We start from the raw sequence: 24424 nt of genomic DNA, 5'->3' as shown, positions 1-24424 counted from the left end.
TGTTTTTTGAGGATAAAAAATGAACAAAACCCTAAAACTGATACTCGCTGCAGTGATTACGATTTCTGCCGGTTCAGCGATGGCCCAGCCAAAGAATGTTGATAACTGGGTTAACTCCACTGGTACACCATGGAGAAACGGCGATGGCACCCTGTGCTGGCGCGATGCGACTTGGACCCCAGCAACTGCTGCTCCAAATTGCGATGGCTGGCTCGCTCCTAAGCCTGCTGCTGCTCCTGCTGCTGCAAGCAAAGTGACCCAGAAGAAAATTACTCTGCAAGCAGATACCTTGTTTGATTTTGACAAGTCCACTCTAAAGTCGGCTGGTGTTGCGACTTTGAACAAGCTTGCTCAAGACATCAAGAAGATGAAGCTTGAAGTAGTCATTATTGTTGGTTATACCGATAGCGTCGGTACCGATGCCTACAACATTGCCCTCGGCCAGCGCCGTGCCAATGCAGTTAAAGCATTCTTGACCAATGATGGCGGTGTAGAAGCAACTCGTGTTTATACCGAAAGTAAAGGTAAAGCCGATCCAGTTGCCAGCAATGCAACTGCCGAAGGCCGTGCCAAGAACCGTCGTGCTGTGATCGAAGTAGTTGGCACCCAAGCTGTTAAGTAATTTAGTCCTCTGGACTGCAAAAGCCCGGTTCGCCGGGCTTTTTTATTGCTTTTTTTGTATAGTCTTACTTATTCTTTTAAATGGGCTTTCCAATGAGCAATGTCGACCACAGTGAGATTGATAAATTTAGTGCCCTAGCGCATCGCTGGTGGGATCCGACTAGCGAATTCAAACCCCTGCATGCCATCAATCCCCTGCGGCTCGGCTGGATTCAATCGATTACCAATTTACAAGGCAAACGAATACTTGATGTGGGATGCGGCGGTGGGATACTTGCTGAGTCGCTCTCTAAAGCAGGAGCGACCGTAACTGGCATTGATTTATCAAGCAAGGCCCTTAAAGTTGCTGAGTTACACCAGCTTGAAAGTGGCACCTCTGTTCGTTATCTAACGATTTCGGCCGAAGACTTGGCAAAGGAAGAATCCCAATCGTATGATGTAGTTACTTGCATGGAGATGTTGGAGCATGTTCCCGATCCATCTTCAGTAGTTCAAGCATGTGCAAAGCTATGCAAACCCGGTGGGCATATTTTCTTTTCCACCCTTAATCGCAATCCAAAGTCCTACCTTTTTGCCATTATTGGCGCGGAGTATATTTTGCAACTGCTTCCAAAAGGTACCCACCAATATGAAAAATTTATTAAGCCGTCCGAGTTGGCTCAATTTACTCGGGCAACTGGTTTGGAAGTCATCGAGCTCAAGGGGATGACCTACAACCCCATCACACAAATTTATCGCTTAGGCAGCGATACGGATGTGAACTATATGATGGCAACCCATAAGCCACAATGATGGGCACGCCCGTATTTGAGGGGGTTTTTTTTGATCTTGATGGCACGCTCGCCGATACCGCGCCAGATTTGGTTGCTGCAGCCAATCGTTTGCTGATCGCTAATCAACGCGCCCCCATGGCGTATGAGATCCTTCGACCGATGGCATCGGCCGGAGCTCGAGGATTGATTCAGAAAAGTTTTGGGATTTATCCCGATCACCCCGAGTTCCTTGCCTTGCGTGATCGCTTCTTAAACTTCTATGAAGAGGCTCTTTTAGTTCACAGCAAACTGTATGACGGTATGGAAGCGCTTTTACAAAAGCTTGAAGAATGCAAGATCCCTTGGGGAATTGTGACTAACAAACAGAAACGATTTACGCAGCCACTTACCGAGCAAATGGGTCTATTAAAAAGAGCGCATTGCGTAGTCTCAGGCGATACCACCCCCCACTCTAAACCTCACCCAGAACCCATTTTGCATGCCGCACATCTTGCAAAAGTTGATCCGAGTCGAGCCATTTATATTGGGGACGATATTCGGGATATTGTGTCTGGTAAAGCTGCTGGAATGCAAACAGTAGCTGCGCTCTATGGCTATTGCGGATGTGAGGAACCACCGCACACTTGGGGCGCAGACTACATGATTCATCACCCACACGACCTCAATCAAATTTTGTTTACAAATTAACAGTGCAATTTATTCACTAAAGACTTAAAATATGTGTCCTAATGTTGAAATAATTCCGGGGTCGACATGGTTTCGACGTGGATTACAAAGCATCAAGGGCATACCGAGGACCCGTTATCTCGTAAATCAATGGGAATGCAATAACTGCTAACGACGAACGTTACGCACTAGCCGCTTAAATGCGGCTGCCCCTGAACTGATTCTCTCTTGGGTCAGGTAGCGCAAGCTACATCAGGGTCATTTACAAGAGATAAGATCAACTCGTGTCACGAGGGTTGATACGAAAATTTAGTGAATCGCTAATGCAAAGCGTGTCGATTCGCGTTGCCTTGGTTAAATTAAATAATTAGACTAAGTATGTAGAACTTGTTGTAGCGTGTTTGCGGACGCGGGTTCGATTCCCGCCGACTCCACCAATTTAGTATTGGGGCTATACAGAAATAGTTGCCAACTACCGTGTTTGTAAAACACTCTCCATTTGCATGGAGAGCTTTTCGTAGTGGCTCAAAGCTAATTTTGTTGGAATGATATGTTTTTTACGAGCATCGGCTTTATCAATTGATAATTTGATATAGCCCATTACTTGTAAATTTTTAATACGTCCGTGAAGGGTTGCTTGAGATCCAAGCTCATGGGCAGTTAATAAATCACCAACCAAAATTGTTTGTTCACGATCCCAAGCCAACATCACCCGATTTAATAACTGCTCCTCTGTAAAATCTAATTTCTTACCTGGATTAATGCGATCAAGAGCATCCAAGCAATTCAGAAAACGTAAATAAGACAAAGAGCGTTGTGGCATGAACTTTATTAGTTAAAAAAGAATAATATGCACACTATACTAAAAAATAATTTATTAACAATAATCATCGTCAACTTTTCATGGGTACGGCAAATTCTTCAACAGAATCAGTGATTTCTGCAAAAACGATTATTGCTTGTGCCCTCACTTATACCCTCTTGTTTTATCTAAATGATTGGCTGACCGCGTTCTTAGAAGTCGCCCCCGGCGTGAATTGGATTTATCTGCCAGCTGGACTCCGACTATTTTTAGTACTAATTTTTGGGTTGTCCGGAGCAATTGGCATTTCTATTGCCTCTACATTGATCACCTTTGAACGCGATCTGGACGATGACATCATTAGTATGATTGGGATTGGACTGATCTCAGGGTTTGGCCCTTACATTGCTCGTCTAGTGGTTGTTCGCAATCTCAAAATTAATGCTGATTTGAGTAACCTTAACATCCAGATGATCGCCATTAGCGTGCTGGTCTTTGCTCTTTTGAGTACCGCTCTACATCAGCTATGGTTTGTGCTAATCGGTATACCGAGTGGCAGCCTCTCCAATGCGATTGCAATGCTGGTTGGCGATGTTTTAGGAGCTCTGTTGTTTATCTCCCTTTGTAAATTTGGAATTGATCTTTATAAGAAATTGACTAAGCGCGAATCGCTTCTTTAAATAATCGCTCCATCTCCATTCGAATTTTGTAAGCATCGGTTTTTTTATCGATGAGCACATCATCCCAACAAAGACTTTGTCCTTTTTTTACCGGTCTGATGACTTTAATCTGGTGTGCCAAGCCCAGAGGTAATCCACCCATTGCACTCGATTTATTCGCGGGTAATAACTTCCCCCATACGGTATAGCCACCCTCACCATCGAGGACATCGCCTGGATTGAGATCACGTTTTGCGGTGGCAATGACATCGGCATTCCAACAATAGGGCACTCCGGTAGCCTCCTTACGAAGGGCCACACTTGCAACAGACAGACCAACCTCAAGCCCGATTAAATGCCAACGCTTATAAAGCGTGAAATACCGTCCGCTCGGATCGGTATGAGCTTTGTATTCCTCAAAGCAATTCTTAATGTAATCGGTTTCAGCCTCAACCGTGACCCAAACCCCCATCCGAATGTCGTAAGGCACCCTTCTGCCATCTTTTTCTAATGAAGAAATTACTTCGACCATTCCCTTTTGTTCCAAATGCCCACCCTCAGAAATAGGCCGTGTGACGACAGGGATATCTTCGATACTGGCTGGAGGATACAAGAGACCATTACTCGGTACGGCTAATCCGGTGGCATTAGCGACCGCAGTTGATTCAATAGCAGGCTTTGAGCCATCCAAAAAACTATTAAACATTTTGGGATTAAGACCGCCCCGTTTTGCCTGCTCAGGAGTTAAACCGTAGTAATTCCAAACTGTTTCTGGGGTTGAGTCGGCATAATGCGGCAACCATTGGTGTCCTCTTCCGGCTGCCACGACTGGGAACCCACAGGTGCGGGCCCAATCTACCAAATCGCAAATCAGTGCGGGCTGATCTCCAAAGGCAAGGGAGTAAATGACGTTCGCATCTCTTGCTTTTTTGGCCAACAAGGGTCCACAAAAAGCATCTGCCTCCACAGTGACGTTCACAACATGCTTACCCTCTGAAAATGCGCGCAAACAATGCTCGACCGCTGCAATCGGATTGCCTGTGCATTCGACAACAACGTCAACTGCTGGATGCTGCACAATCGCTTGCCAATCATCCGTCACATAGCATGTACGATCACGAAGCGCCAAATCAATCGATGAAGCCTCCAATTGAGCGGCATCCCAACCAACGGTGCATAAATTCTGTTTAGCAACAGCGGGCATCAAATCTGCTACTGCTACTAACTGCACTCCAGGGGTCTTTGGGATCTGAGCTAAATACATCGAACCAAATTTACCAGCGCCAATTAATCCAATCCGAATTGGTTTTTGCTCAGCGGCACGCTGAAGTAGTTGTTGATAAAGACTCATGACTTGCTCTTAGGGCGTAGTTAATCGATTTTGTTGATAGTCTGTGATCGCTTGCATGATCTCTTCTTGGGTATTCATAACAAAAGGGCCATGTTGCACAATTGGCTCATAAAGCGGTTTTGCTGCAAGCCAAATGGCTTTAGCCCCATTCGCACCAGATTGCATAGTCACTTGATCGCCCTCACCCAAAATGAGAGCTGCCTGACGTGGGGCTTGCTGCGCTTGATCGCCAATTGATAAATCACCTTCATAAACATAGATAAAGCTATGATGCGAGCTTGGTACCGGATGGCTAAAGACCTCATCACTGGATAAATGAATATCAAAGAACAGGGGTTCAGTACTTAAGCCGTGAATTGGGCCTTGAATGACCGTACCATTCGATGACTGGCACCTCCCAGCAATCACCTTTATTAATCCACCATGCGGTAAATGAAATCTCGGAATGGATGCATCTTGAATATCTTGATACCCCGCAGGCTTCATTTTTTCGCGCGCGGGTAAATTAATCCACAACTGAAACCCACGCATTACACCACTTTCCTGCTGTGGCATCTCGGAATGAATGATTCCGCGACCAGCGGTCATCCACTGGACACCCCCACTTTTTAAGTGACCACGATTGCCCAAATGATCTTCATGCAACATGTGACCCTCGAGCATATAGGTCACGGTTTCAAAACCACGGTGCGGATGAGCCGGAAATCCCGCAACATAATCATTCGGATCATTAGATGAAAACTCATCGAGCATCAAAAAAGGGGCTAAACGTTGCCGATGATGACCACCCAAACTGCGACGCAAGCGCACTCCCGCCCCGTCAGAGGTTGCAATACCCGGTATCACTTGGATAATCTGCCGATTCATAACTTACGCCTTTGGAGCTTGATCTTCAGGATGAATATCTAAGGCAATGAGGAATCGAGAGACCATGTTGTACGCTGCAATCACGGTCACCAGCTCAACTAAAACAGTATTACCAAAAGCCGCCTGCAGTCGTTTCATTAATTCAGAATCAACCTGAATCGTTCGGGTCATTTGCAAGGTTAACTCGAGAACATCCCGCTCCAATAGGCTAAACGGTGTTGGATCAAAATCATCCTCCCCCAAATGCCGCATTGCATCGACCTGCGCTTGGGTGCCTCCTGCTTTTAAAAAAGGTGGCGCATGATGGAAAAACTCATACTCAGCGCCATTGAGAACTGCGACACCACACATTCCGAGTTCGCGTAACTTAGGATCAAGTGACAGTTGTTGACGTACATTGCCAATAAAATGATTCCAGCCACGCGCTACTGGCTCGCTATGCAATAGCATTCGATCCAAATTAATGAGTTGGCCACCTCGCCGCTTACGAATCTCAGCGACCAGATCGGCCGGTTCTGCAAGATCTTGGGGCTGGTATGGAATTAAACGATCGTTTGTCATTGGAATCAGAGATGTGTTTTAGTGATAGTAGTGTACCCATAAACTTGATCGATAATAGTGCCATGAATCAAGAACATTTGGGTCCCAATGCCCTTCCCATCCTCAATATTGCCGGCTATCAGTTTGTCCGGCTTGATGAGCTCGATCGGCTCAGAGAATCTTTTTATCAAGCTGCTTCAGACCTGCGCCTTAAAGGGACCATCTTGTTATCGGAGGAAGGCATCAATCTATTTTTAGCTGGGCTAGAAACCAATATTCAGAGTTTTCTTTCCTTTTTGCGAAATGATCCTCGACTGGCATCGTTTCAAACAAAGGATAGCTGGTCAGCAACGCAACCATTTCGTAAGCTGTTGATCAAGATTAAAAAAGAAATTATTCGCATGAATCATCCGACCATCGCCCCAGAAAAAGGGCGGGCGAAATTTATTTCTCCTAAGAAATTAAAAGAATGGCTCGATCGCGGCCAAGATGATCTTGGACGTCCTGTTGTGATGATTGATACTCGAAATGGATTTGAAGTAGAGTACGGGACTTTTAAGAATGCGTTGCACTTTAATATCACTAAATTTAGTGAGTTTCCTCAAGCAATTGAAGAACGTCTACCCGAATTAAGCGATAAAACCCTTGTGAGCTTTTGTACCGGCGGAATCCGCTGTGAAAAATCAGGCCTCTATTTGCGCGAGCGCGGTCTTGAACACAGCTATCAATTGGATGGCGGGATCTTGCAATACTTTGAGGATATTGGTGGGGGTCACTTCGTGGGCGATTGTTTTGTCTTTGATGAGCGCGAAACCCTAGAGCCTAGCCTTTCTGCGAAGCCCCAGGGTCGACTCAAGCCTAAGAAAAGTCAGGCTTAGTCAAACTTAGTCAGATTTACCCACTAAGTTGAAATGCTCAACAGCGGGTGGTTGAGTGAAAAATGGGCCCACAATGCTTCGCCACTCGATAAACGCTGGGGATCCCCGAAAATCCACCATATGGTTCTCAAGGGTGTCCCAATAAATCATGAGTAGGTAGCGATTAGGCGACTCAATGCTGTGATTGACTTTAAAGCCCCGAAACCCTTTAGCGGGTGCGATCGCAGTGCGAACCCCCCGTAAAATTGCCTCATTAAACTCATCTTGCTTGCTTTCGTCGATACGAATATCAACCACTTCTAGAATCATTTTGCTTCCTTAGGATGAAGATTAAACATCAATTATCATCGATTTATTAATTAATTCTCCGAATTCCTATGCATACCAAACCCATCATTGCCGTCTTAGGAGACTATGAACGCTGCTTACAACACTATGCAGATTGGTCGCAAATTCAAGCACGTGCTGAATTGCGATTTTTTCATGAGCCCCTTGTTGGCGAATCACTCTACCAAGCCGTTCAAGATGCGCATGCCATTGCACTAATCCGTGATCGGTCCCCATTTGATGCATCGCTCATCAAACGCCTACCAAACCTCAAGTTATTTGTTTTTACTGGAGTCCGTAATGGCTTACTCGATCATGCGGCTTTGCTAAACCAAGGAGTAACGATTGCGTGTACGCGCGGCGGGCCCTCTAAAGAGACCACTGCCGAACTCACTTGGGCTCTTATTCTTGCTGCAAGCAAACAGATGGTCAATCAATCCCAGATGATGACTAGCGGGCAGTGGCGGAATGCCCAGTCCGTATTACCCATGCTTCACGGTCAACGTCTTGGCATTATTGGACTCGGTGGTATTGGCAGCTTAGTGGCCAAGGTAGGCGCTGCATTTGGGATGGATTTGGTTTGCTGGAGCCCGAATATGACCAAGGAGCGTGCGAATGCAGTGGGATGTGAGTTCTTGCCACTGGAAACGGTTCTACAAACCTCAAAAATTGTGAGTTTGCATTTGGTGGCTGGCGAGCGTACCAAAGGACTCATGCATCAAGATCGCTTAGCGATGATGCGCAATGACTCGCTGTTGGTCAATACCTCCCGCTCGAGTCTGATTGTGACCGAGGACCTAATCGCAGCACTGAGGCGTGGTCGACCAGGACAGGCTGCCCTCGATGTCTTCGATCAAGAACCGCTACCAAAAGACTCAGAACTGCATCGCATTCCAAATTTACTCATGACCCCCCATCTCGGCTTTGTGGCTGAGCCTATTTTTAAGACCTTTGCTTCGGGCCTTGTCGATACACTGGATGCCTGGCTTCATGGTAAGCCCGTACCGATGCCCTTCCCGTCAAATTAGAAGTTATGCAGCGAAGCCCGGCCCATTTATTCATTACGTTCACACTAATTGGTTTATCGGGCTTTGGGGGCGTACTACCATGGGCCCGAAGAACCCTAGTTGAGAAAAAGCAGTGGCTCACCTCGCAAGAGTTCAATGCGCTATTAGGTGTTTGCCAATTAGTTCCGGGGCCCAACATTGTGAATTTAGCAGTGTGTGTGGGCGAACGCTTTGGAGGGGTGCGAGGAGCATTTGCCGCCGTTGGGGGATTAATGCTCGCGCCAATGACCATCGTGATTTTGCTTGCTTTACTCTACGATCACTACGGCGAGTTTGAGCGCGTACAAGGTATTTTGCGAGGCATCTCTTCTGTCGGTGTTGGCTTAATCGCAGCTACGGGATTTAAGATGCTTAAAGACGAACTGGATTACCCACCAATGCTGGCGGTAATTGCCATCAGTATCGTAATTGCAACCATCTATCAGTTAGCGCTTGGCTGGGTTGTCGCCATCACCTTGCCGCTCGCTCTAGCGGTTGCGTGGAGAAAAGCACGATGATGATCGGCCTAGTTGGACTGTTTATCAAACTGTCCTTATTCTCATTAATTGCGTTTGGAGGGGTCAATGCCCTACTTCCAACCTTGTACGACATCTCAGTTAATCAAGAGGGTTGGATTGATCCTGAAACGTTTATTCATTATTTTGCAATTGCCCAGGCAGCCCCAGGTCCCAATTTATTAACGGTGACCTTGATTGGCTGGAATGCTTTTGGCTTAGCCGGCGCCGTAATGGCGACTCTAGCTGTTTGCTGGCCATCGTGTATCTTGATTTTTTATTTACAGCGGGTAATCGCTAAACTTCGGCATTTGCAGTGGAAGAAAACCATTGAGTACTCTGCCAGCGCTCTTGCGGTAGGCTTGGTGCTAGCATCTGCCTGGCAGATCGCCATCCGCATTAATGGCAATTGGGCAGCCTATGCATTAACTGTTTTTAGTATTCTGTTTGTCTTACTAAGTAAGCGCCATCCTCTTTATTTGATTGGCTTGGGTGCAATCCTAGGATTCTTTGGGCTTATTTGAAAGTGTGAACAGTCCAAATTCCAAGAAAGGTTAGCAATAAAGATCCGCAGACATGCATTAAGGCAAGGCCTAAAGCAAGCAGCAACTGATCGCGCTGCATCAATTGCACGACTTCAGCAGAAAAACTTGAGAATGTGGTCAAGCCACCCAGAAACCCGGTGATGATAAAGAGACGCCATTGGGGTGAAATGGTTGGTTGATCAATAAAATACGCCAGAGCAATACCAACTAAATAAGCCCCTAGAAGATTCGCAATCAATGTTCCTATTGGAATCGATGAAGAAAATGATTCTGCAAGAACATTGAATAAAGCGCGCAAGAGCGCACCAAGACCTGCTCCAAAAAAGATGGCGATGATCGATACAGAAGCGGTAGACATTACCGATTACTTCATCGCACTAATTGCATAGGCGTCTAGCCAAATACGTAACCCATGTGCGCAGCAACTAAGGCAAACAAAATCGCTAAGCTCGTTGCAGCCGCCAACATCACAACCAAGGTAATCATCTTTTTATTGATAACGTCTTTGCTCTCGTTTTGCCATTCGTTCATGGTGTACCCCTTTATCTAATCAATATAGGCCACATTATCCATATTTTGGGGGCCTATCGGCCTCGGCCGGCTTTACGCATCATGCCCTTACCACCTCCAAACCCTTGTTGTGGCTTACCCCCCATGCTTTGAGGGCCCTTACCTACGGGCGGGCGGGCTGGAAGCTTGGGAGCCTTCACGGCAGATTTAGCTAGGGGTTTCTTCTCATCGGTCACAATGGTCTCCTCTCGATATGATCTCAATATGATTTCTGACTATTCTATCCAAGCTATTGCAATTAATGCGATTCCCTTAGTTTTTGCCATTACGATCCATGAGGCTGCTCATGGCTACGCTGCTAAACGCTTTGGCGATAACACGGCTTTTCTTCTTGGTCGCGTCACACTAAATCCTATCAAACATATTGACCCTATTGGCACCGTTTTAATCCCGATCGCACTGATTTTGGCAAACTCTCCTTTTTTAGTTGGCTACGCCAAGCCCGTTCCAGTTCGTTTTGATCAATTACGCAACCCTCGGATCGACATGATCTGGGTGGCACTGGCTGGGCCCGGCTCTAATTTTTTCCAGGCGATCGCTTGGGCCATGGCTTGGATTGCACTCCAGGGATTTGGGGTTAATGAGCCATTTCTGATTTCCATGGCCAAAGCAGGTGTCTTTTGGAATATTGGCCTCTTGGTTTTTAACTTATTTCCCCTGCCGCCATTGGATGGTGGTCGAATTTTGGCCGGATTACTTCCTTACCGCCAAGCCCTTTTATTAGGCAAATTAGAGCCATGGGGCTTCTTTATTGTCTTGGGCTTAGTATTCACCGGAATTATTTCTCAATGGTGGATGATTCCTTTGAGCGATTTTTTTATCGCAATCGTTCGAGGATTAACCTATCCCCTAAGGATGCTTTTTGGGGCTTAGCTCCTTCAAACCCCGTGAAATATTTGCAGCCTAAAATTGGAGTATTCTTATTTGGATCAATTCTGATTAGTCTCTTGGAGGATTTATGAATAGTCAATTACTTCGCGTTTCCCTAAAAGCCCTCATTCCAGCCCTAACCCTGAGTATTGCCACCCCAGCAATGGCCCAATTTGCTAAGCCAGAAGATGCTATCAAGTACCGCCAAAGCGCCTTTGCGTTAATGGGCGCTCATATGGGTAGGCTCTCAGCAGTCGTCAAAGGTGAGGTTCCTTACAACAAAGATGATGTGGCGCGTAACGCTGCCATCATTAGCACCCTCTCAAGCCTGCCTTGGCAAGCATTTGGCCCCGGTACCGAAGGTGGCAAAGCTGAACCGGCCATTTGGAAAGAAAATGCCAAGTTCAAGTCAGCCGCTGATCGGATGCAAGCTGCGGTTGCTGAGCTCAATACTGCAGCGCAATCTGGTAACCCTGAGAATTTGAAGAAAGCCTTAGGTGCAACAGGACAAACCTGCAAAGCCTGCCACGACGACTTCCGCAAGAAGTAACTTCTTGATCACTCGGCTTGGATAATCCGATCAGGCGATCAAAAAATATAGGCCGAGGCTGATTAGCAAGAACACTGCCAGCGCGAGCATGCGCTGGCGAAACGAATCAATCTCCACCTCGAACGGTGGTTTAGTTGCAAGCGATTTATCCCCTGTGATCATTGGTCGGATTAAGTTTTCTCGTTTAACCAAGTGATAGTACGAAATTGCAGCAATATGCAACCCGACCAAAGCAAAGATGAAATACTGATTGAAGCGATGAATACTGGTGAGTAACGCTACTGTGTTATTCGATACGTATTTTGCGAATGGCCCCTGAAAAAAAATATCGTCATCTGCAAACAGGCCTGTCAAAGCCTGAATCAAAATCACGCTTAGTAAGGCAATCACCGAGAGCGCGCCAAGCGGATTATGACCAAGACCGCCATCGACTTGGCCTTGAAGAAAGGTCATTAGCTTGGCTGGACTGGGAATGAAATTAGTAAAGCGCGCATACCAAGATCCTATAAATCCCCAAATTACCCGAAACAGGATAAGTGCGAGTGCGGCATATCCGCAATAGGCATGCCACTGCATGGCATTACCACCGATTTTGACAAACACAATACCGAGCACAATACAGATTGCTAAAGTCCAATGAAATAGACGAGTGGGTAAATCCCAAATGCGAGCCGGTATGTTCACTTTATTTAATTTCAGGAAGCTCTTTTTGCAAGAGCTTTAGCCCAGCACGAAGCAAATCATCATAACGTTGACGCTCTGCATTAATCGCATTTGCATCCCAGGAATAAAACCCTTGGCCCGTTTTCATTCCGAGTTTCCCAGAGTCGACCTTTTCTTTGAGGCACTGCGCAATCTCACCCTTATTATTCAGTGAGGGATAGATGCTGGCCCCTGCGGCAGCATGAATCTCGACACCGGCATGATCGCGCTGCAATACAGGGCCTGCCGCTAAATAACGAAACCCAAAACCAAAGCGCACCGCTTTATCAACATCCTCCGGAGTCACAATCCCCGCGTCAATTAAGTCAAAAGCTTCGCGCGAGAGCGCGTGTTGCAAACGATTGGCCAAAAAGCCGGGCAAGTCCTTTTTAACCGTTACCGGAACCATGCCACAGGCGGTCATCAAACGACTTAAACTTTCAGCCACCAAACGCGAGGTTTTTTCACCATAGATCACTTCCACGCACGGCACAAGATGCGCTGGCATAAAAAAATGCAGGCCAATCATGCGCGCAGGGCTTTTTAAACCATTGGCAATGTCACTAATTGGAAAACTAGAACTATTGCTAGCAAGTACGGTTTCAGGATTAACCACCTGCTCAAGTTGGGCAAATAAATCCTGCTTGACTTCGAGTTTTTCTGGAACGCACTCAATGACTAAATCAATTTCGGACCAATCAAAATGATTAAGTGACGCAACTACCGAAATTAAATGCAATCGGTGTGGATAACCAATTTCTTGTAATTTGGTTTCAAAATAATTCGGTAATATGGCACGGCGCTCAGGGCTTGCCTCAAAAACTTGGGTGGCACATCCCCCGCGCGCGCAGACGAGGGCAACATCCGCCCCCATCGTTCCACCGCCCACAATTAATACTTTGGTCTCAGCAGGATTAAATAGCATCTCAATTTCCCTTCAGTAGAGGTACTACGCCGTGTGCGGAAGGAACCATAAAATCAAAGTCACATCCCACATCCGCTTGTGTAACCGTTGTTTGATAGAGATGCCGATAACCAGTTTTTGGAATATTTAAACGCTTTGCTGGTGCCTCAAGAGCAGCAATTCGGCGCTGAATTTCTGCATCATCGAGCTCTAATTGCAATAGCCGTTTTTCAACATCGAGCGAAATCATGTCGCCGTCTTGAACAATAGCAAGCGGTCCATTCTCGGCTGATTCTGGAGCGACATGCAGCACAATCGTGCCAAAGGCGGTGCCGCTCATGCGTGCATCCGAAATCCGGACCATATCCTTAACGCCTGCTTGAGCAAGTTTTTTGGGAATTGGTAGGTATCCCGCTTCAGGCATTCCTGGCGCTCCTTTGGGACCAGCGTTTTGTAAAACCAAGATGTCGTCTGCCGTGACGTCAAGATCTGGACTATCCACGCGCAAGGCCAAATCCTCGAGAGACTTAAACACGACCGCTCGACCCCGATGTTTAAGCAGATTAGGACTCGCTGCTGAATGTTTAATTACCGCCCCGCGTGGCGCTAAATTACCTTTCAAAACAGCCAAACCACCCACGGGGTAAATTGGATCACTGGCAATCCGAATCACTTTACGTGCTTTCGTAACCTTTGCTGCATCAATCTCCTCGCCCAACGTTCTGCCAGACACCGTGAGGCAATCCAAGTACAAATGGGGTTTTAATTCCCGTAAAACTCCCATTAGGCCACCATCTTCGTAAAGGTGTTCCATGTAATGGGAGCCGCTGGGCTTTAGATCAACCAATACCGGAATATCTCGACCCAAGCGATCAAAGTGCTCCAAATCAAGTTTGATTCCCAAGCGCGCGGCAATGGCTGTGAAATGAATCAGCGCATTTGTTGAACCGCCGATCGCATGCAACACAACCAATGCATTGGTCATTGCTTCGGGACTTAAGATGGTGCGCGGTGAGAAGCGACCTTCGCTGGCTGTTTTACCTAGCTCAACGGCTCTGCGTCCAGTCAGCTCCGATAAACGAAAGCGTTCGGCAGTGACTGCTGGGGCAGCGGCTGTACCAGGCAAACTCAAACCGGCGGCCTCAACCATGCAGGCAATCGTGCTAGCGGTTCCCATCACCATGCAGGTCCCAGTGGTTGGCGCTAATTTGCCATTGATTTCATCAATTTCCGCTTGATCAATTTCGCCCGCCCGAAATTTCCCCCAGTAGCGACGGCAATCGGTGCAAGCCCCCAAACGATCACCTTGATGTAAGGTGGTCAACATTGGGCCCGTCGGAATTGATAACACTGGCACATCAAGACTGGCCGCAGCCATTAATTGAGCAGGAATGGTTTTATCGCAACCACCGACAAGCACCACAGCATCGACCGGCTGCGAGCGCATCATCTCCTCAGTATCGAGCGCCATCAAATTGCGTAAATACATGCTCGTTGGAAACGCAAACGACTCATGAATGGAGATGGTTGGAAATACCATTGGCATGCCGCCCGCTTGCATTACGCCGCGCTTGATGGCCTCAATCATTTGCGGAACATTGCCATGGCAAGGGTTAAAGTCACTAAAGGTATTAGTGATCCCAATGATCGGTCGGTCTAAGGCGTTATCACTAAATCCCATCGCTTTAATGAAGGCTTTGCGGAGAAATAATGAGAATTCAGTATCGCCATAGCGCGTCAAGCCCTTACGAATTCCGGTTTGAGGATTATTCTTCGGTGCGGTTTTAGAATGGTTATTTGTGCTCAATGGGTGGTATCCAAAGTAATAAAAATATCGACTTACAATGTCACATTATTCCAATAAAAATAGAATCGAGACATGATTCCAGTCAATAGCGTATTACAAGTGGGATTTTTCCCTGAAATCATGCAAGATGAGGTCTTGCGGCGCCTAACGCCAGTGATGATGCCTGACCCCAAGGGATCAATCCCTCAAAGGGATGTTCAGGCCATATTAACAAGACCAAGCTATCCCATTGCCCCCGCTCTTTTAGATCAATTACCACAGGTCAAAATGATTGCCTGCTGTGGAGTTGGATACGACAATCTCCCGCTTGATTATTTAAAACAAAAGGGAATCATGGCATCGAACACTCCAGGGGTGCTCAACGATGCAGTATGTGAACTCACAATCGGTATGCTATTTGCCCTGCTACGCCAAATTCCTAGGGCGCATGAATTTGTTAGCAAAAAACATTGGGTCAATGGAGCATTTCCGTTTACAACCTCCTTGGCAGGCAAAACAATCGGTATTGTGGGCATGGGCAGAATTGGTCAAGAGCTGGCAGATCGCCTTAAGGCTTTTAAGGTAAAGATTGCTTACCATGGTCCACGCGACAAGCATCTACCCTACCCCTACATTTCTTCCTTAGTCGAGCTGGCAAAATGGAGTGATGTGTTGATCCTGTGCTGTCCTGGTGGCAAAGAAACTGAACGCATGATTCATAAAGAGGTACTCGATGCTTTAGGTCCCTCGTCCTATTTGATCAATGTTGCTCGCGGTAGTGTCGTCAATGAATCGGATCTGCTATTTGCCTTGCAAAACCAAATCATTGCTGGAGCTGCCTTGGACGTATTTGAGAACGAGCCAAATCTGGATCCCCAGTTCTTAGAGCTCTCTAATGTGTTGCTCACACCGCATATTGGCAGTGCCACCCAAGAAACACGCCAAGCGATGACCAACTTGGCGATCGATAATTTAGATGCTTTTTTTAATCAACGCCCCTTACCAACCCCTATTGCCATGTAATTGGAGATTGCGATGCCTGTTCACCCATCAAGTTTTTCTGCCGTTTTATCCCCGGTACTAACACCATTCAACGCGGATGGAAGTCCCAATGCCAAAAAACTTCTTCGCCAGTGCCAATGGTTGCAAAGTCACGGAGTAGGTCAGGCAGTATTTGGAACCAACTCAGAAGCAAATTCAATGTCGGCGCGCCAAAAGATGACAGTGCTGGAAGAATTAATTGACGGTGGACTAAACCCCAAGAATGTAATGCCCGGCACCGGCGCCTGCTCAGTCGACGATGCGGTCACGATGACGCGTGCCGCTGTGAACGCAGGATGTGCTGGGGTTTTGATGCTACCCCCCTTTTATTACAAAGACATCTCTGACGATGGCTTATTCGCGTTTTATGCAGAGGTCATCGAGAAAGTTGCCGATGCGATGTTAAAAATTTATGTCTACAACATTCCTCCGGTAACTAAAATTGGTCTGAGCCTCCCTTTATTGGAGCGCTTAGTGAAGACTTACCCCAACACCGTCATTGGAATGAAAGACAGTTCGGGAGATTGGCCATATACCGAATCAGTCATTAAGGCTTTAGCGGGTTCAGGATTTCGGGTCTATGCAGGCAGTGAAGTATTTCTACTACGCACCTTGAAAGCCGGGGGTGTCGGTTGCATCTCGGCCACTGCCAACGTGAATCCAAAAGCGATTGCCCAACTTGCCAAACGTTGGCAAGAGCCAGATGCCGATGCCTTACAAGAATCCCTCTCAGCCGTGCGGGCCATTTTTGCCCAGTTTCCAATGATCCCTGGCATGAAAGCGGCCGTTGCTCACTATAGCGGTGATTCGGATTGGCTTCGCGTAAGGCCACCCCTTCAATCCCTAACCGCAGAACAACAAGCCAAATTAGTGGGCGACTTGGGGAAAATTAACTTCCAAATGGAAGGGCTTTAGCCCAATTAAATTGGTATAGACTTATAGTCTGTTGTAACTATAAATAATGATCCCAGGAGATAACTTCATGAAATTACTTAAATTGTTGCCACTGTGCATTGCACTGCTTTGGGGCAGCGTCCAAGCACAAAATCTTTCCGTAGCGACTGGCGGTACTGGTGGTGTTTATTACCCCATGGGTGGCGGTTTAGCAGCCGTGCTGTCCAAAAAAGTACCTGGCATGTCTGCAACTGCCGAGGTGACTGGCGGCTCGGTCGATAACCTCAATCTCATCGGTACGGGTAAGCCTTACATCGGCTTCTCCATGGCGGATGCGGCCAAGGATGCGCAAACCGGTCAAGGCAAGTTTTCTGGCAAGAAGGTTGATTTAAGCACTTTATTAGTCCTCTACCCCAACCGGATGCATATTGTGACCACCGAGGCATCGGGTATTAAAACGATGCAAGACTTAAAAGGGAAGCGGGTAAGTACTGGAAGTCCAGGAAGCGCAACCGAAGTAATGGCTTTTCGTGTCATTGAAGCTGCCGGTCTTGATAAAGACAAAGATATGAGACGCGAGCGTCTTGGTGTGGCAGAGTCTGTTAATGCTGTGAAAGACCGCAAGATTGACGCATTCTTTTGGGTGGGCGGTTTACCAACTGCTGCAGTCACAGACTTGGCCAATACGCCTGGTACTAAGATTGTGATGATTGATCACTCTAAAGAGGTGGATGCCATGAACAAGAAATACGGCAACCTGTACTTTAAGGACGTGATTCCAAAGACCACTTACAAAGGCATGGATAAAGACAACAATGTAATCTCTGTAGCTAATATTTTGGTTACTAGCTCAAAGATGTCTGAAAAAGAAGCCTATGACATTGTCAAGGCGGTGTTTGATAACAAGATCGACTTGGTCCGCTCGCATTACGAGTACATCAATGTAACCCCTGAAGGTCAGAAATCTGCAGCAACGCCGGTACCATTTCACCCAGGTGCCCTAAAGTATTTCAAAGAGAAAAACATTAAAGTAAATTAATTCGATTCATCGATTTATTTGAATGGCCGCTGATGCGGCCATTTTTCAATAGAGACCAACATCATGAGCCAAAGTGCAATCGATAGCGCAACCCAAGAAAAATTAGACGCGCTGATTAAACAAGAAGAGGGCGACTCCAATAACTACAAAGGGATGTTTGCAATCTTTTTGACCCTAGTCGCAGTTGGCATGTCCCTGTTCCATTTGTATGCCGCCTACTCGATTGTTCCAACTCAGGTATTGCGAACCGTTCATGTTAGCTTTGTTCTTTTTCTAGTTTTCTTAAGTTTCCCTCTGATGGCGCGTTATAAGAATCGCTTAATGTGGTGGGATATTATTTTTGCGCTTGCGTCGATTGCGATTGCGTATTACGCAATTTCAGGGGGGGATGACTTTGGTGATCGCAATACCGCACCCAACCCAACCGATGTCCTTTTTGGTTCAGCCCTCATCCTATTAATCTTAGAGGCCGTCCGTAGAACCAATGGAATGATCTTGCTTACCGTCACCGTTTTATTCTTACTCTACGCATTATTTGGTGACTCACTACCAGCTCCATGGACCCATAAAGGCTATTCAGTTGATCGTTTGGTTGGGTTTATGTATATGACCCTTGAGGGCATCTATGGCACTGCCGTTGACGTATCTGCCACACTCATTATTCTGTTTACGATCTTTGGGGCATTCCTGCAATTTACGGGTGCGGGTAAGTTTTTTATTGACTTCTCGTTTGCCGCCATGGGTGGCAAATCATCCGGCGTGGGACGCACAATTGTTCTCTCTTCGTTTTTACTCGGCGGCCCCTCTGGCTCGGGTGTAGCCACCACCGTCACCGTGGGCTCTGTCGCCGCCCCCATGCTTAACAAAGTCGGTTACGAGAAAAATGCCGCAGGAGGGCTTTTGGCTGCAGGGGGCTTGGGTGCGATTATTTCCCCACCGGTATTAGGGGCGGCCGCCTTCTTAATTGCTGACTTTTTAAAGATCTCGTATTTAGACGTCTTATTGATGTCAATCATTCCGACTATTTTGTTTTACCTCGGACTCTTTACGATGGTGGAAATCGATGTTCGTAAATACGGCATGAAAGCGATGCATTTTGCGGCCGTGGAAAGTGCATGGTCACTCAGCAAAAAATACTGGTTTCATTTCTTCTCGTTAATATCGATTGTTCTTTTTATGGCGATGGGTTTTACGCCAGTCATGTCTGTGCTTTGGGCAACGATTATTTCTGCATTAACTAGCATGCTGCGTAGAGATACGGCCATCATTCCATATGATTGGTTCATGGGTAAACAACCCATCCTCAAAGGACTCTATGAGTCAAATTTCACAAAGGCGCTCGCCTCAGGCTCAACCGGCGTTTTAGCCATTGCGGCAACCTGTGCTGGTGCGGGTCTTATTGTTGGTACGGTGGTTTTGACGGGTTTAGGATTAAAGTTCAGCTCCATTGTGATCCAGTACGCTGGGGGCTCTCTATTACTCACCGCTATTTTTACCGCCTTTATTGTCTGGATTGTCGGTCTTGCTGTTCCAGTAACCGCTTCATACATCATCTGTGCGGTAATTGCAGCACCTGCACTCATCAACTTAGGCGTCCCAGCATTTGCAGCGCATATGTTTATTTTTTACTACGCCGTGTTATCCGAGGTCTCACCGCCAACCGCCTTATCTCCATTTGCAGCGGCAGCGATTTGTAAGGGCAATCCATACAAAACAACCTTGCAAAGTTGGAAATACGTAGCACCTGCGATTTTGGTGCCGTTTATGTTTGTCCTTGACAAATCAGGTGTGAGCTTGCTGCTCATGGGATCCACCACTGCACTGGCTCAGGCGAATTGGATGGAGATTGTTTGGTCAACACTAACTGCCATCGTTGGTATTGTTGCACTTGCTGGTGGTTTACAAGGTTGGTTTATTGAGAAGACCAATCTCCTTGAGCGCACCCTGATGATTGTTTCTGGTGTGGCACTCGCCTATACCTCACCAACTGCCGACATGATTGGTTTTGCTGGTTTTGGCTTAGTATTAGTTCTGCAGTTCTTTAAATACTTTAGGGCCAAACCCAAAGAGAGTGCATAGAACTGCATGAACAAAAAGCCGCTTTCATCAAGCGGCTTTTTTTAATTCTAGTTTTAATCTTGTTATGTGATTTTTGCCCAAGCTGATTTGCCGGCGTATTTCTTCACCGCCGTTTCATCAAACTCAAATCCTAAGCCTGGTGTTTTATGTAAGATGAGATCGCCATTCTTAAATGCCAACTGCTTATTGATGAGGCGTCTAAAGTTTAAAACTTGATTGTCTGGAAAAAACTCCACAAAGCGGGCATTGGGTGTTGCTGCAACTAAAGGGGCATGGAGATCATGGAACCAGTGCGGGCAAACCGTAATCCCTTTGGAATCGGCATAGGCAGCAATCCGTCTGAATTCACTAATACCGCCACAGACTGCCGCATCTGCCTGCAAGATGGTTGCGCCACCGGCATCAACCAGTTCACGAAAGCGCCAACGACCCACTTCGATTTCGCCAGTAGCGATCGTAATCGACGTATTTTTTGCTAAGCGAGCATGCAAATCGATGGCATCGGGGGAAAATGGTTCCTCTAGCCAATAGGGGTTGTATTTCTCGAAGCGGCGTACGTACTCCATCGCGGTTGGCAAATCGCGCCACGCATTATTAGCATCGAGCGTTAAGAGGACATCGTCACCGACTGCACTGCGAGCTGCTTTGACTCGAGCCTCCTCCTCGCGAGGGGATAGGCGACCGACTTTCATCTTCACCGCCTTAAAGCCAAGCTTTACAAACGCTTCCATCTCTTTACCTAATTTTGCAGGGGTTTTACCTTCCAAGTAATACCCTCCGCTGGCATAGGCAGGAACACGATCATCTACCACGCATCCCAAGTATTGATGCAGGGGGAGGCCCACCGATCGCGCATTAAGATCCCAAATCGCAGTATCCAAAATTGAGATGCCTCGCATGACAGCACCTGAACGGCCCTGCAAAATTGATTCGGCATACATCTCAGACCAGAGACCTTCGCTACGATGGCTATTTTGTCCAATTAGTTTCGGAGCCAATAGTTGCTCAACGGCAACTTTAGCGATACTCCCTGCAGCTGAACCAACATAGCAAAAACCCACTCCTTCATGACCATCTTTACTACGTACTTTGACGATGCAGTAATGACGCTCACTCACGGTTCGTGTTGCAAACGATGTGACAACATCGAGGGGAACGGGCACGCTAGCCACTTGAACGGATTCAATAATCGGCATTTTTTCCTCTTCTTGGTTAACCAATCAAAGAAAACGATTGTAGCGATTATTTGCCGATGGATTCAGCTAGACACCGTTTCATAAAACTCTCTTTGGCCACATCGATTAATTTACGATCGCGGGCGGTACGCTCGCAATCCATGCGGGCTTGCTTAACACAATCGTCATAGCTCACGGTCTTTGATCGAGGGCGAGAGGTATCTTGTGACGCCAGTTGTTCAGAGCAACTCTTCGCCCATGGCTGCGAAAGCGGTACGCTTAATAGGCAGGCGGCGGTCATCAAACGAATCATCACGGCTTGCATCGACTACCGCTCCCAGAAGGTCAATATCTGATCATACCTAGTTTCTGGATATAAAAATGCTGCACTACGGCATAAATGCGTCGGTGACTTCGCTTGATATTGGATAATTAGGCTGTGCATCAAACCCATAACTCTCGATTTTGTGTTCGATCTTTGGCTCTTTGGAGCAAAGTATGTTTTGGAATTAGCCTATTGCTATGCAGTCAACTTGCTCTGCCTCAATCAAATCAAACGACCAAACCTAATCCAACGAATAAAAAAACAGTTGCCCCCCAAAAAGGAATTCAGGTAAATCAACGCCTGCCGAGTAAAGCAGCCAATAGTGGCTCTGGCTTGCAAAGCAAATCCGTTGCAGATCAAAGTCAACTACTAACTGATCCCGGTACCGAGGAATACAGTCAATTTGATGCAGCCCCCGATTTTCAGGTGCAACGTGGTTGCATGAAACGAGGGTTTCGAGAAAGCAACCTTCCAAGTCGGATTGGAATCAACGATCCTGAATTCTTGGAGTACTTCAAGAATCAAACGGTACGGTTCTTCGACTCAGCGAGTGGTTCGTGCACTCCCTACGTCGTTGCTTTTGGAAAACGGGGTCGCCTCGAGTCGCTCAGTATCATGAATGGGCCAAACCGTAATGAGAAATCGCAGATTTTGACTTTTACCTCTTCCGGGTTTGGGGGGTACTTAGTTCAAGAAGAAAACTTGGCGACCCAGATGCAATTCTGGACAGAGCTATTTATTCCGTTGCAAGAGGTTCTGTATGACCCCCAGCGTTTAGGGGATAAATTACCCGTTGAGCTTGCCTGGGAACTCAATTCGATCGTAAAGCAACTCTATCCGGATGACTCTGCCTCGTTAGAAAATAGTCCTAAGCAAGTGCGTGTCATCGTTGATTTTGGTACTCGGGATCGCTGGGCACAAATTTGGGCGATTGAGATTCTTGATCTGGCAACGAATCAAGTACTAGCTGATGCCTTTTGGTTAAATCGTGATGATATTCCGGGATCATTCTTTACTGCCAACGGCGACTCCATCGAACGCAGCTTTTGGACTAATCCCTTAAGCTATCGACGAATCTCGCGGGGAGTTGGGCAAGTTCCGATTCGCTCTCGAACCAATCCCAATAATCCGCAAGCCCAAAGCAAAGACCGTCGCTATCGAACCCATATGGGAATTGACTATGCAGCTCCAACAGGCACGCCGGTATTTAGTGTAGCTAATGGCAAAGTAGCTTTTCTGGGATACAGCGGAGCGTACGGGAAACTGATCATCATTGACCATCCCGGTAACTATCGCACCTATTACGCTCACTTGAGTAATTACAATAATGAATTAGTTGTTGGTAACGATATACGGCGGGGAATGGAGATTGGTTACGTTGGCTCTACTGGTCGCTCCACTGGCCCACACTTGCATTATGAATTACGAAAAAATGGCATTTATGTTGATCCCTACAACCCAAAAATTCAACTGGATTTATGGACCATGCGCCCAAGTGACAGTGGCTCGTTCACCAAACAACTGTTAATGTTGGGTAGTATCCCCAAAGAATGAATGCGCATGTCTAAATCCTTACGACTCGAGTCCATTACATGCGTGCGAGGGGATCGCACCTTATTTGAAGAGTTAAACCTTGAAATCAACCCCGGATCCATTCTTCGTATCTCTGGGGATAACGGCTCTGGTAAGTCTAGTCTTCTGCGCATTCTTTGTGGTCTACTCACACCACATGCGGGCAAAGTGTTTTGGGGATCCGATCCAATCACCGAAGATCGCGATCAATTTCATGGTGAACTGATTTATCTTGGGCATATTCCAGCCTTAAAAGCAGACTTCAGTGCCATTGAGAATCTCATGTCGTTGGCACTACTTGGTGGCCAATCAATCTCCAATGAAGAGGCGATGAACGCTCTTCGCGAAGCGGGTTTGGATCGCCAGGCCCATCGCTTTATTCGAACTCTATCCCAAGGCCAAAAGCAACGCATCGCCCTCAGTCGCTTACTTCTTCCTCAGCCGAAATCAATTTGGATTTTAGATGAACCGTTTAACGCCTTGGATCGTGATGCAAATCGTGCGCTACAAAACCTACTCATCAACCATGTCAATCGTGGAGGAATCGTGGCGCTCAGCAGCCATCAAGATCTACAAATCGATGACAATGCTCGTGTGATTCGGTTAGAGCTATGAGTGCAAACGCTTCTGGATTCAAAATTTTCCAAGGTGTGATTGCTCGCGATCTACGACTTGCGCTGAGGCGCAAAAGCGATAGCCTGGCAGTGCTGATCTTTTTTGCCGTCGTTGCCAGCCTCTTTCCCTTAGGTATTGGGCCCGAACAAAATCTGTTGATGCAAATTGCACCCGGTATGCTTTGGATTGCTGCTCTTTTAGCTGCAATGTTATCGCTTCATAAGATATTTTCTGAAGACTTTATGGATGGCTCTCTAGATCAAATTGCATTAACCGCCCTACCTTTGCCGCTCGTTGTCCTTGCTAAAACGATTGCACATTGGATAAGTAGTGGCTTATTACTGGCCCTGATTTCACCAATCCTTGCTTTGCAATTTAATTTACCCATGGATACGGTTGGCGTGCTATTTATTTCGCTACTACTTGGAACCCCACTACTTAGTCTAATTGGCTCGATCGGCGCCGGATTAACGTTAGCGAGTCGTGGCGGCGGAACCTTATTAGCCTTGATTATTTTGCCGCTCGTGAGTCCTGTCCTAATTTTTGGAGCTGGGGCAGTGGAATCCTACCAAAGTGGACTTGGGGTTGCCGCCCATTTTTCTTTACTTGGTGCCATGCTTGCCATCGCATTATTTTTAGCCCCTTTTGCCAGTGCGGCTAGCATTCGAATTGCCTTGGAATAAAAGACGATCGCACTCAATCGACTTACAAT

Annotated in this window: 30 protein-coding genes and 1 other RNA gene; 18 read left to right on the top strand and 13 right to left on the bottom strand. The window is 46.8% G+C overall.

All coding sequences use genetic code 11. The features are described from left to right. The first annotated feature begins 19 nt into the window (after positions 1-19). The 4 genes from ompA (at position 20) to ssrA (ending at position 2497) form a co-directional block, all read left to right on the top strand. Positions 20-622, top strand: a complete 603-nt coding sequence (gene ompA / locus ICV32_RS02330; protein WP_215371602.1) for an outer membrane protein OmpA — start codon at positions 20-22, stop codon at positions 620-622. Positions 623-714: 92 nt separating this feature from the next. Further along, positions 715-1413, top strand: a complete 699-nt coding sequence (gene ubiG, locus ICV32_RS02325) for a bifunctional 2-polyprenyl-6-hydroxyphenol methylase/3-demethylubiquinol 3-O-methyltransferase UbiG (RefSeq protein WP_251371906.1) — start codon at positions 715-717, stop codon at positions 1411-1413. After that, positions 1410-2081: an HAD family hydrolase gene (locus tag ICV32_RS02320; protein ID WP_371817067.1), complete on the top strand. Its 672-nt coding sequence runs from the start codon at positions 1410-1412 to the stop codon at positions 2079-2081. The genes ubiG and ICV32_RS02320 overlap by 4 nt, the downstream gene beginning before the upstream one ends. 57 nt (positions 2082-2138) lie before the next feature. Further along, positions 2139-2497: a transfer-messenger RNA gene (gene ssrA, locus ICV32_RS02315) on the top strand. A 35-nt stretch (positions 2498-2532) separates the two neighbouring features. On the opposite strand, the gene ICV32_RS02310 is transcribed toward ssrA, so the two are convergent. After that, positions 2533-2841 (bottom strand): hypothetical protein, encoded by a 309-nt coding sequence (locus ICV32_RS02310; protein ID WP_251371905.1) that lies wholly within the window; start codon positions 2839-2841, stop codon positions 2533-2535. A gap of 122 nt (positions 2842-2963) precedes the next feature. Here ICV32_RS02310 and ICV32_RS02305 point away from each other — a divergent pair, with 122 nt between their 5' ends. Beyond that, positions 2964-3542, top strand: a complete 579-nt coding sequence (locus ICV32_RS02305; RefSeq protein WP_215371596.1) for a hypothetical protein — start codon at positions 2964-2966, stop codon at positions 3540-3542. On the opposite strand, the gene ICV32_RS02300 is transcribed toward ICV32_RS02305, so the two are convergent. From ICV32_RS02300 to ICV32_RS02290, 3 genes are read right to left on the bottom strand one after another with little or no spacing between them, the layout of a single operon-like run. Then, positions 3520-4872 (bottom strand): NAD(P)H-dependent oxidoreductase, encoded by a 1353-nt coding sequence (locus tag ICV32_RS02300; RefSeq protein WP_215371594.1) that lies wholly within the window; start codon positions 4870-4872, stop codon positions 3520-3522. The genes ICV32_RS02305 and ICV32_RS02300 overlap by 23 nt on opposite strands. 9 nt (positions 4873-4881) lie before the next feature. After that, entirely contained in the window at positions 4882-5739 is an 858-nt protein-coding gene (locus tag ICV32_RS02295) for a pirin family protein (RefSeq protein ID WP_215371593.1), read from the bottom strand. A gap of 3 nt (positions 5740-5742) precedes the next feature. After that, positions 5743-6300 carry a carboxymuconolactone decarboxylase family protein gene (locus tag ICV32_RS02290; protein WP_215371591.1) on the bottom strand — a complete coding sequence of 186 codons (558 nt, stop codon included), beginning with the start codon at positions 6298-6300 and terminating at the stop codon, positions 5743-5745. A 62-nt stretch (positions 6301-6362) separates the two neighbouring features. Between ICV32_RS02290 and ICV32_RS02285 the strand changes: the two genes are divergently transcribed. Beyond that, positions 6363-7157 (top strand): sulfurtransferase, encoded by a 795-nt coding sequence (locus tag ICV32_RS02285; protein ID WP_215371589.1) that lies wholly within the window; start codon positions 6363-6365, stop codon positions 7155-7157. A gap of 6 nt (positions 7158-7163) precedes the next feature. Here ICV32_RS02285 and ICV32_RS02280 read toward each other — a convergent pair whose 3' ends face one another. Further along, a complete protein-coding gene (locus ICV32_RS02280) occupies positions 7164-7466 on the bottom strand; it encodes an antibiotic biosynthesis monooxygenase (RefSeq protein WP_215371587.1) in 303 nt (100 codons plus the stop codon). A gap of 68 nt (positions 7467-7534) precedes the next feature. Between ICV32_RS02280 and ICV32_RS02275 the strand changes: the two genes are divergently transcribed. Genes ICV32_RS02275 through ICV32_RS02265 form a run of 3 tightly spaced genes read left to right on the top strand, consistent with a single transcriptional unit; the run spans position 7535 to position 9569 of the window. Further along, entirely contained in the window at positions 7535-8512 is a 978-nt protein-coding gene (locus ICV32_RS02275) for a D-2-hydroxyacid dehydrogenase family protein (protein ID WP_215371585.1), read from the top strand. 5 nt (positions 8513-8517) lie between these two features. After that, positions 8518-9048: a chromate transporter gene (locus ICV32_RS02270; protein ID WP_215371584.1), complete on the top strand. Its 531-nt coding sequence runs from the start codon at positions 8518-8520 to the stop codon at positions 9046-9048. Next, positions 9045-9569, top strand: coding sequence for a chromate transporter (locus ICV32_RS02265; RefSeq protein WP_251371904.1), 525 nt, complete (start codon positions 9045-9047; stop codon positions 9567-9569). Before ICV32_RS02270 ends, ICV32_RS02265 begins: the two co-directional genes overlap by 4 nt. On the opposite strand, the gene crcB is transcribed toward ICV32_RS02265, so the two are convergent. From crcB to ICV32_RS02250, 3 genes are read right to left on the bottom strand one after another with little or no spacing between them, the layout of a single operon-like run. Continuing rightward, positions 9562-9948 carry a fluoride efflux transporter CrcB gene (gene crcB, locus ICV32_RS02260; RefSeq protein ID WP_215371580.1) on the bottom strand — a complete coding sequence of 129 codons (387 nt, stop codon included), beginning with the start codon at positions 9946-9948 and terminating at the stop codon, positions 9562-9564. The two genes, ICV32_RS02265 and crcB, sit on opposite strands and share 8 nt — an antisense overlap. A 35-nt stretch (positions 9949-9983) precedes the next feature. Then, positions 9984-10121, bottom strand: a complete 138-nt coding sequence (locus ICV32_RS02255) for a hypothetical protein (RefSeq protein WP_215371578.1) — start codon at positions 10119-10121, stop codon at positions 9984-9986. A 53-nt stretch (positions 10122-10174) separates the two neighbouring features. Continuing rightward, positions 10175-10363, bottom strand: a complete 189-nt coding sequence (locus tag ICV32_RS02250) for a hypothetical protein (RefSeq protein WP_215371576.1) — start codon at positions 10361-10363, stop codon at positions 10175-10177. A 1-nt stretch (position 10364) separates the two neighbouring features. On the opposite strand from ICV32_RS02250, the gene ICV32_RS02245 reads away from it, so the two are divergent. Continuing rightward, a complete protein-coding gene (locus tag ICV32_RS02245; protein ID WP_215371575.1) occupies positions 10365-11033 on the top strand; it encodes a site-2 protease family protein in 669 nt (222 codons plus the stop codon). Between the two features lie 85 nt (positions 11034-11118). Further along, on the top strand, positions 11119-11580 hold the full coding sequence (locus ICV32_RS02240) for a cytochrome c (RefSeq protein ID WP_215371573.1): 462 nt from the start codon (positions 11119-11121) through the stop codon (positions 11578-11580). A gap of 30 nt (positions 11581-11610) precedes the next feature. On the opposite strand, the gene ICV32_RS02235 is transcribed toward ICV32_RS02240, so the two are convergent. From ICV32_RS02235 to ICV32_RS02225, 3 genes are read right to left on the bottom strand one after another with little or no spacing between them, the layout of a single operon-like run. Further along, entirely contained in the window at positions 11611-12264 is a 654-nt protein-coding gene (locus ICV32_RS02235) for a cytochrome b/b6 domain-containing protein (protein ID WP_215371571.1), read from the bottom strand. A 1-nt stretch (position 12265) separates the two neighbouring features. Further along, complete coding sequence (locus ICV32_RS02230; protein WP_215371569.1) at positions 12266-13207, bottom strand: 3-hydroxyacyl-CoA dehydrogenase family protein; 942 nt, start codon at positions 13205-13207, stop codon at positions 12266-12268. Between the two features lies 1 nt (position 13208). Then, positions 13209-14993 (bottom strand): IlvD/Edd family dehydratase, encoded by a 1785-nt coding sequence (locus ICV32_RS02225; RefSeq protein WP_215371567.1) that lies wholly within the window; start codon positions 14991-14993, stop codon positions 13209-13211. 72 nt (positions 14994-15065) lie between these two features. Here ICV32_RS02225 and ICV32_RS02220 point away from each other — a divergent pair, with 72 nt between their 5' ends. The 4 genes from ICV32_RS02220 (at position 15066) to ICV32_RS02205 (ending at position 20025) form a co-directional block, all read left to right on the top strand. Beyond that, positions 15066-15995, top strand: coding sequence for a 2-hydroxyacid dehydrogenase (locus ICV32_RS02220; protein ID WP_215371565.1), 930 nt, complete (start codon positions 15066-15068; stop codon positions 15993-15995). A gap of 12 nt (positions 15996-16007) precedes the next feature. Beyond that, positions 16008-16928: a dihydrodipicolinate synthase family protein gene (locus ICV32_RS02215; RefSeq protein ID WP_251371903.1), complete on the top strand. Its 921-nt coding sequence runs from the start codon at positions 16008-16010 to the stop codon at positions 16926-16928. A gap of 67 nt (positions 16929-16995) precedes the next feature. After that, positions 16996-17946, top strand: a complete 951-nt coding sequence (locus tag ICV32_RS02210) for a TAXI family TRAP transporter solute-binding subunit (RefSeq protein ID WP_215371563.1) — start codon at positions 16996-16998, stop codon at positions 17944-17946. 63 nt (positions 17947-18009) lie between these two features. Beyond that, positions 18010-20025 carry a TRAP transporter fused permease subunit gene (locus ICV32_RS02205; RefSeq protein WP_215371562.1) on the top strand — a complete coding sequence of 672 codons (2016 nt, stop codon included), beginning with the start codon at positions 18010-18012 and terminating at the stop codon, positions 20023-20025. A 62-nt stretch (positions 20026-20087) separates the two neighbouring features. Here the strand turns inward: ICV32_RS02205 and ICV32_RS02200 are convergent, their stop codons facing one another. Beyond that, positions 20088-21221, bottom strand: coding sequence for a mandelate racemase/muconate lactonizing enzyme family protein (locus tag ICV32_RS02200; protein ID WP_215371560.1), 1134 nt, complete (start codon positions 21219-21221; stop codon positions 20088-20090). A gap of 46 nt (positions 21222-21267) precedes the next feature. Next, positions 21268-21525: a hypothetical protein gene (locus ICV32_RS02195; RefSeq protein ID WP_215371558.1), complete on the bottom strand. Its 258-nt coding sequence runs from the start codon at positions 21523-21525 to the stop codon at positions 21268-21270. Positions 21526-21639: 114 nt separating this feature from the next. Here ICV32_RS02195 and ICV32_RS02190 point away from each other — a divergent pair, with 114 nt between their 5' ends. Genes ICV32_RS02190 through ccmB form a run of 3 tightly spaced genes read left to right on the top strand, consistent with a single transcriptional unit; the run spans position 21640 to position 24395 of the window. Beyond that, the gene (locus ICV32_RS02190; RefSeq protein WP_251371902.1) at positions 21640-23079 is read left to right on the top strand and encodes a M23 family metallopeptidase; all 1440 of its coding nucleotides are present in this window, start codon (positions 21640-21642) and stop codon (positions 23077-23079) included. A 6-nt stretch (positions 23080-23085) separates the two neighbouring features. Further along, entirely contained in the window at positions 23086-23712 is a 627-nt protein-coding gene (gene ccmA, locus ICV32_RS02185) for a cytochrome c biogenesis heme-transporting ATPase CcmA (protein ID WP_215371556.1), read from the top strand. Beyond that, positions 23709-24395, top strand: coding sequence for a heme exporter protein CcmB (gene ccmB, locus ICV32_RS02180; RefSeq protein WP_215371555.1), 687 nt, complete (start codon positions 23709-23711; stop codon positions 24393-24395). Before ccmA ends, ccmB begins: the two co-directional genes overlap by 4 nt. Positions 24396-24424: the final 29 nt, after the last annotated feature.

This window comes from Polynucleobacter sp. MWH-UH24A (assembly GCF_018687475.1).
In the GTDB taxonomy this organism is placed as follows: domain Bacteria; phylum Pseudomonadota; class Gammaproteobacteria; order Burkholderiales; family Burkholderiaceae; genus Polynucleobacter.
This window is presented reverse-complemented; position numbering and strand designations above follow the sequence as displayed.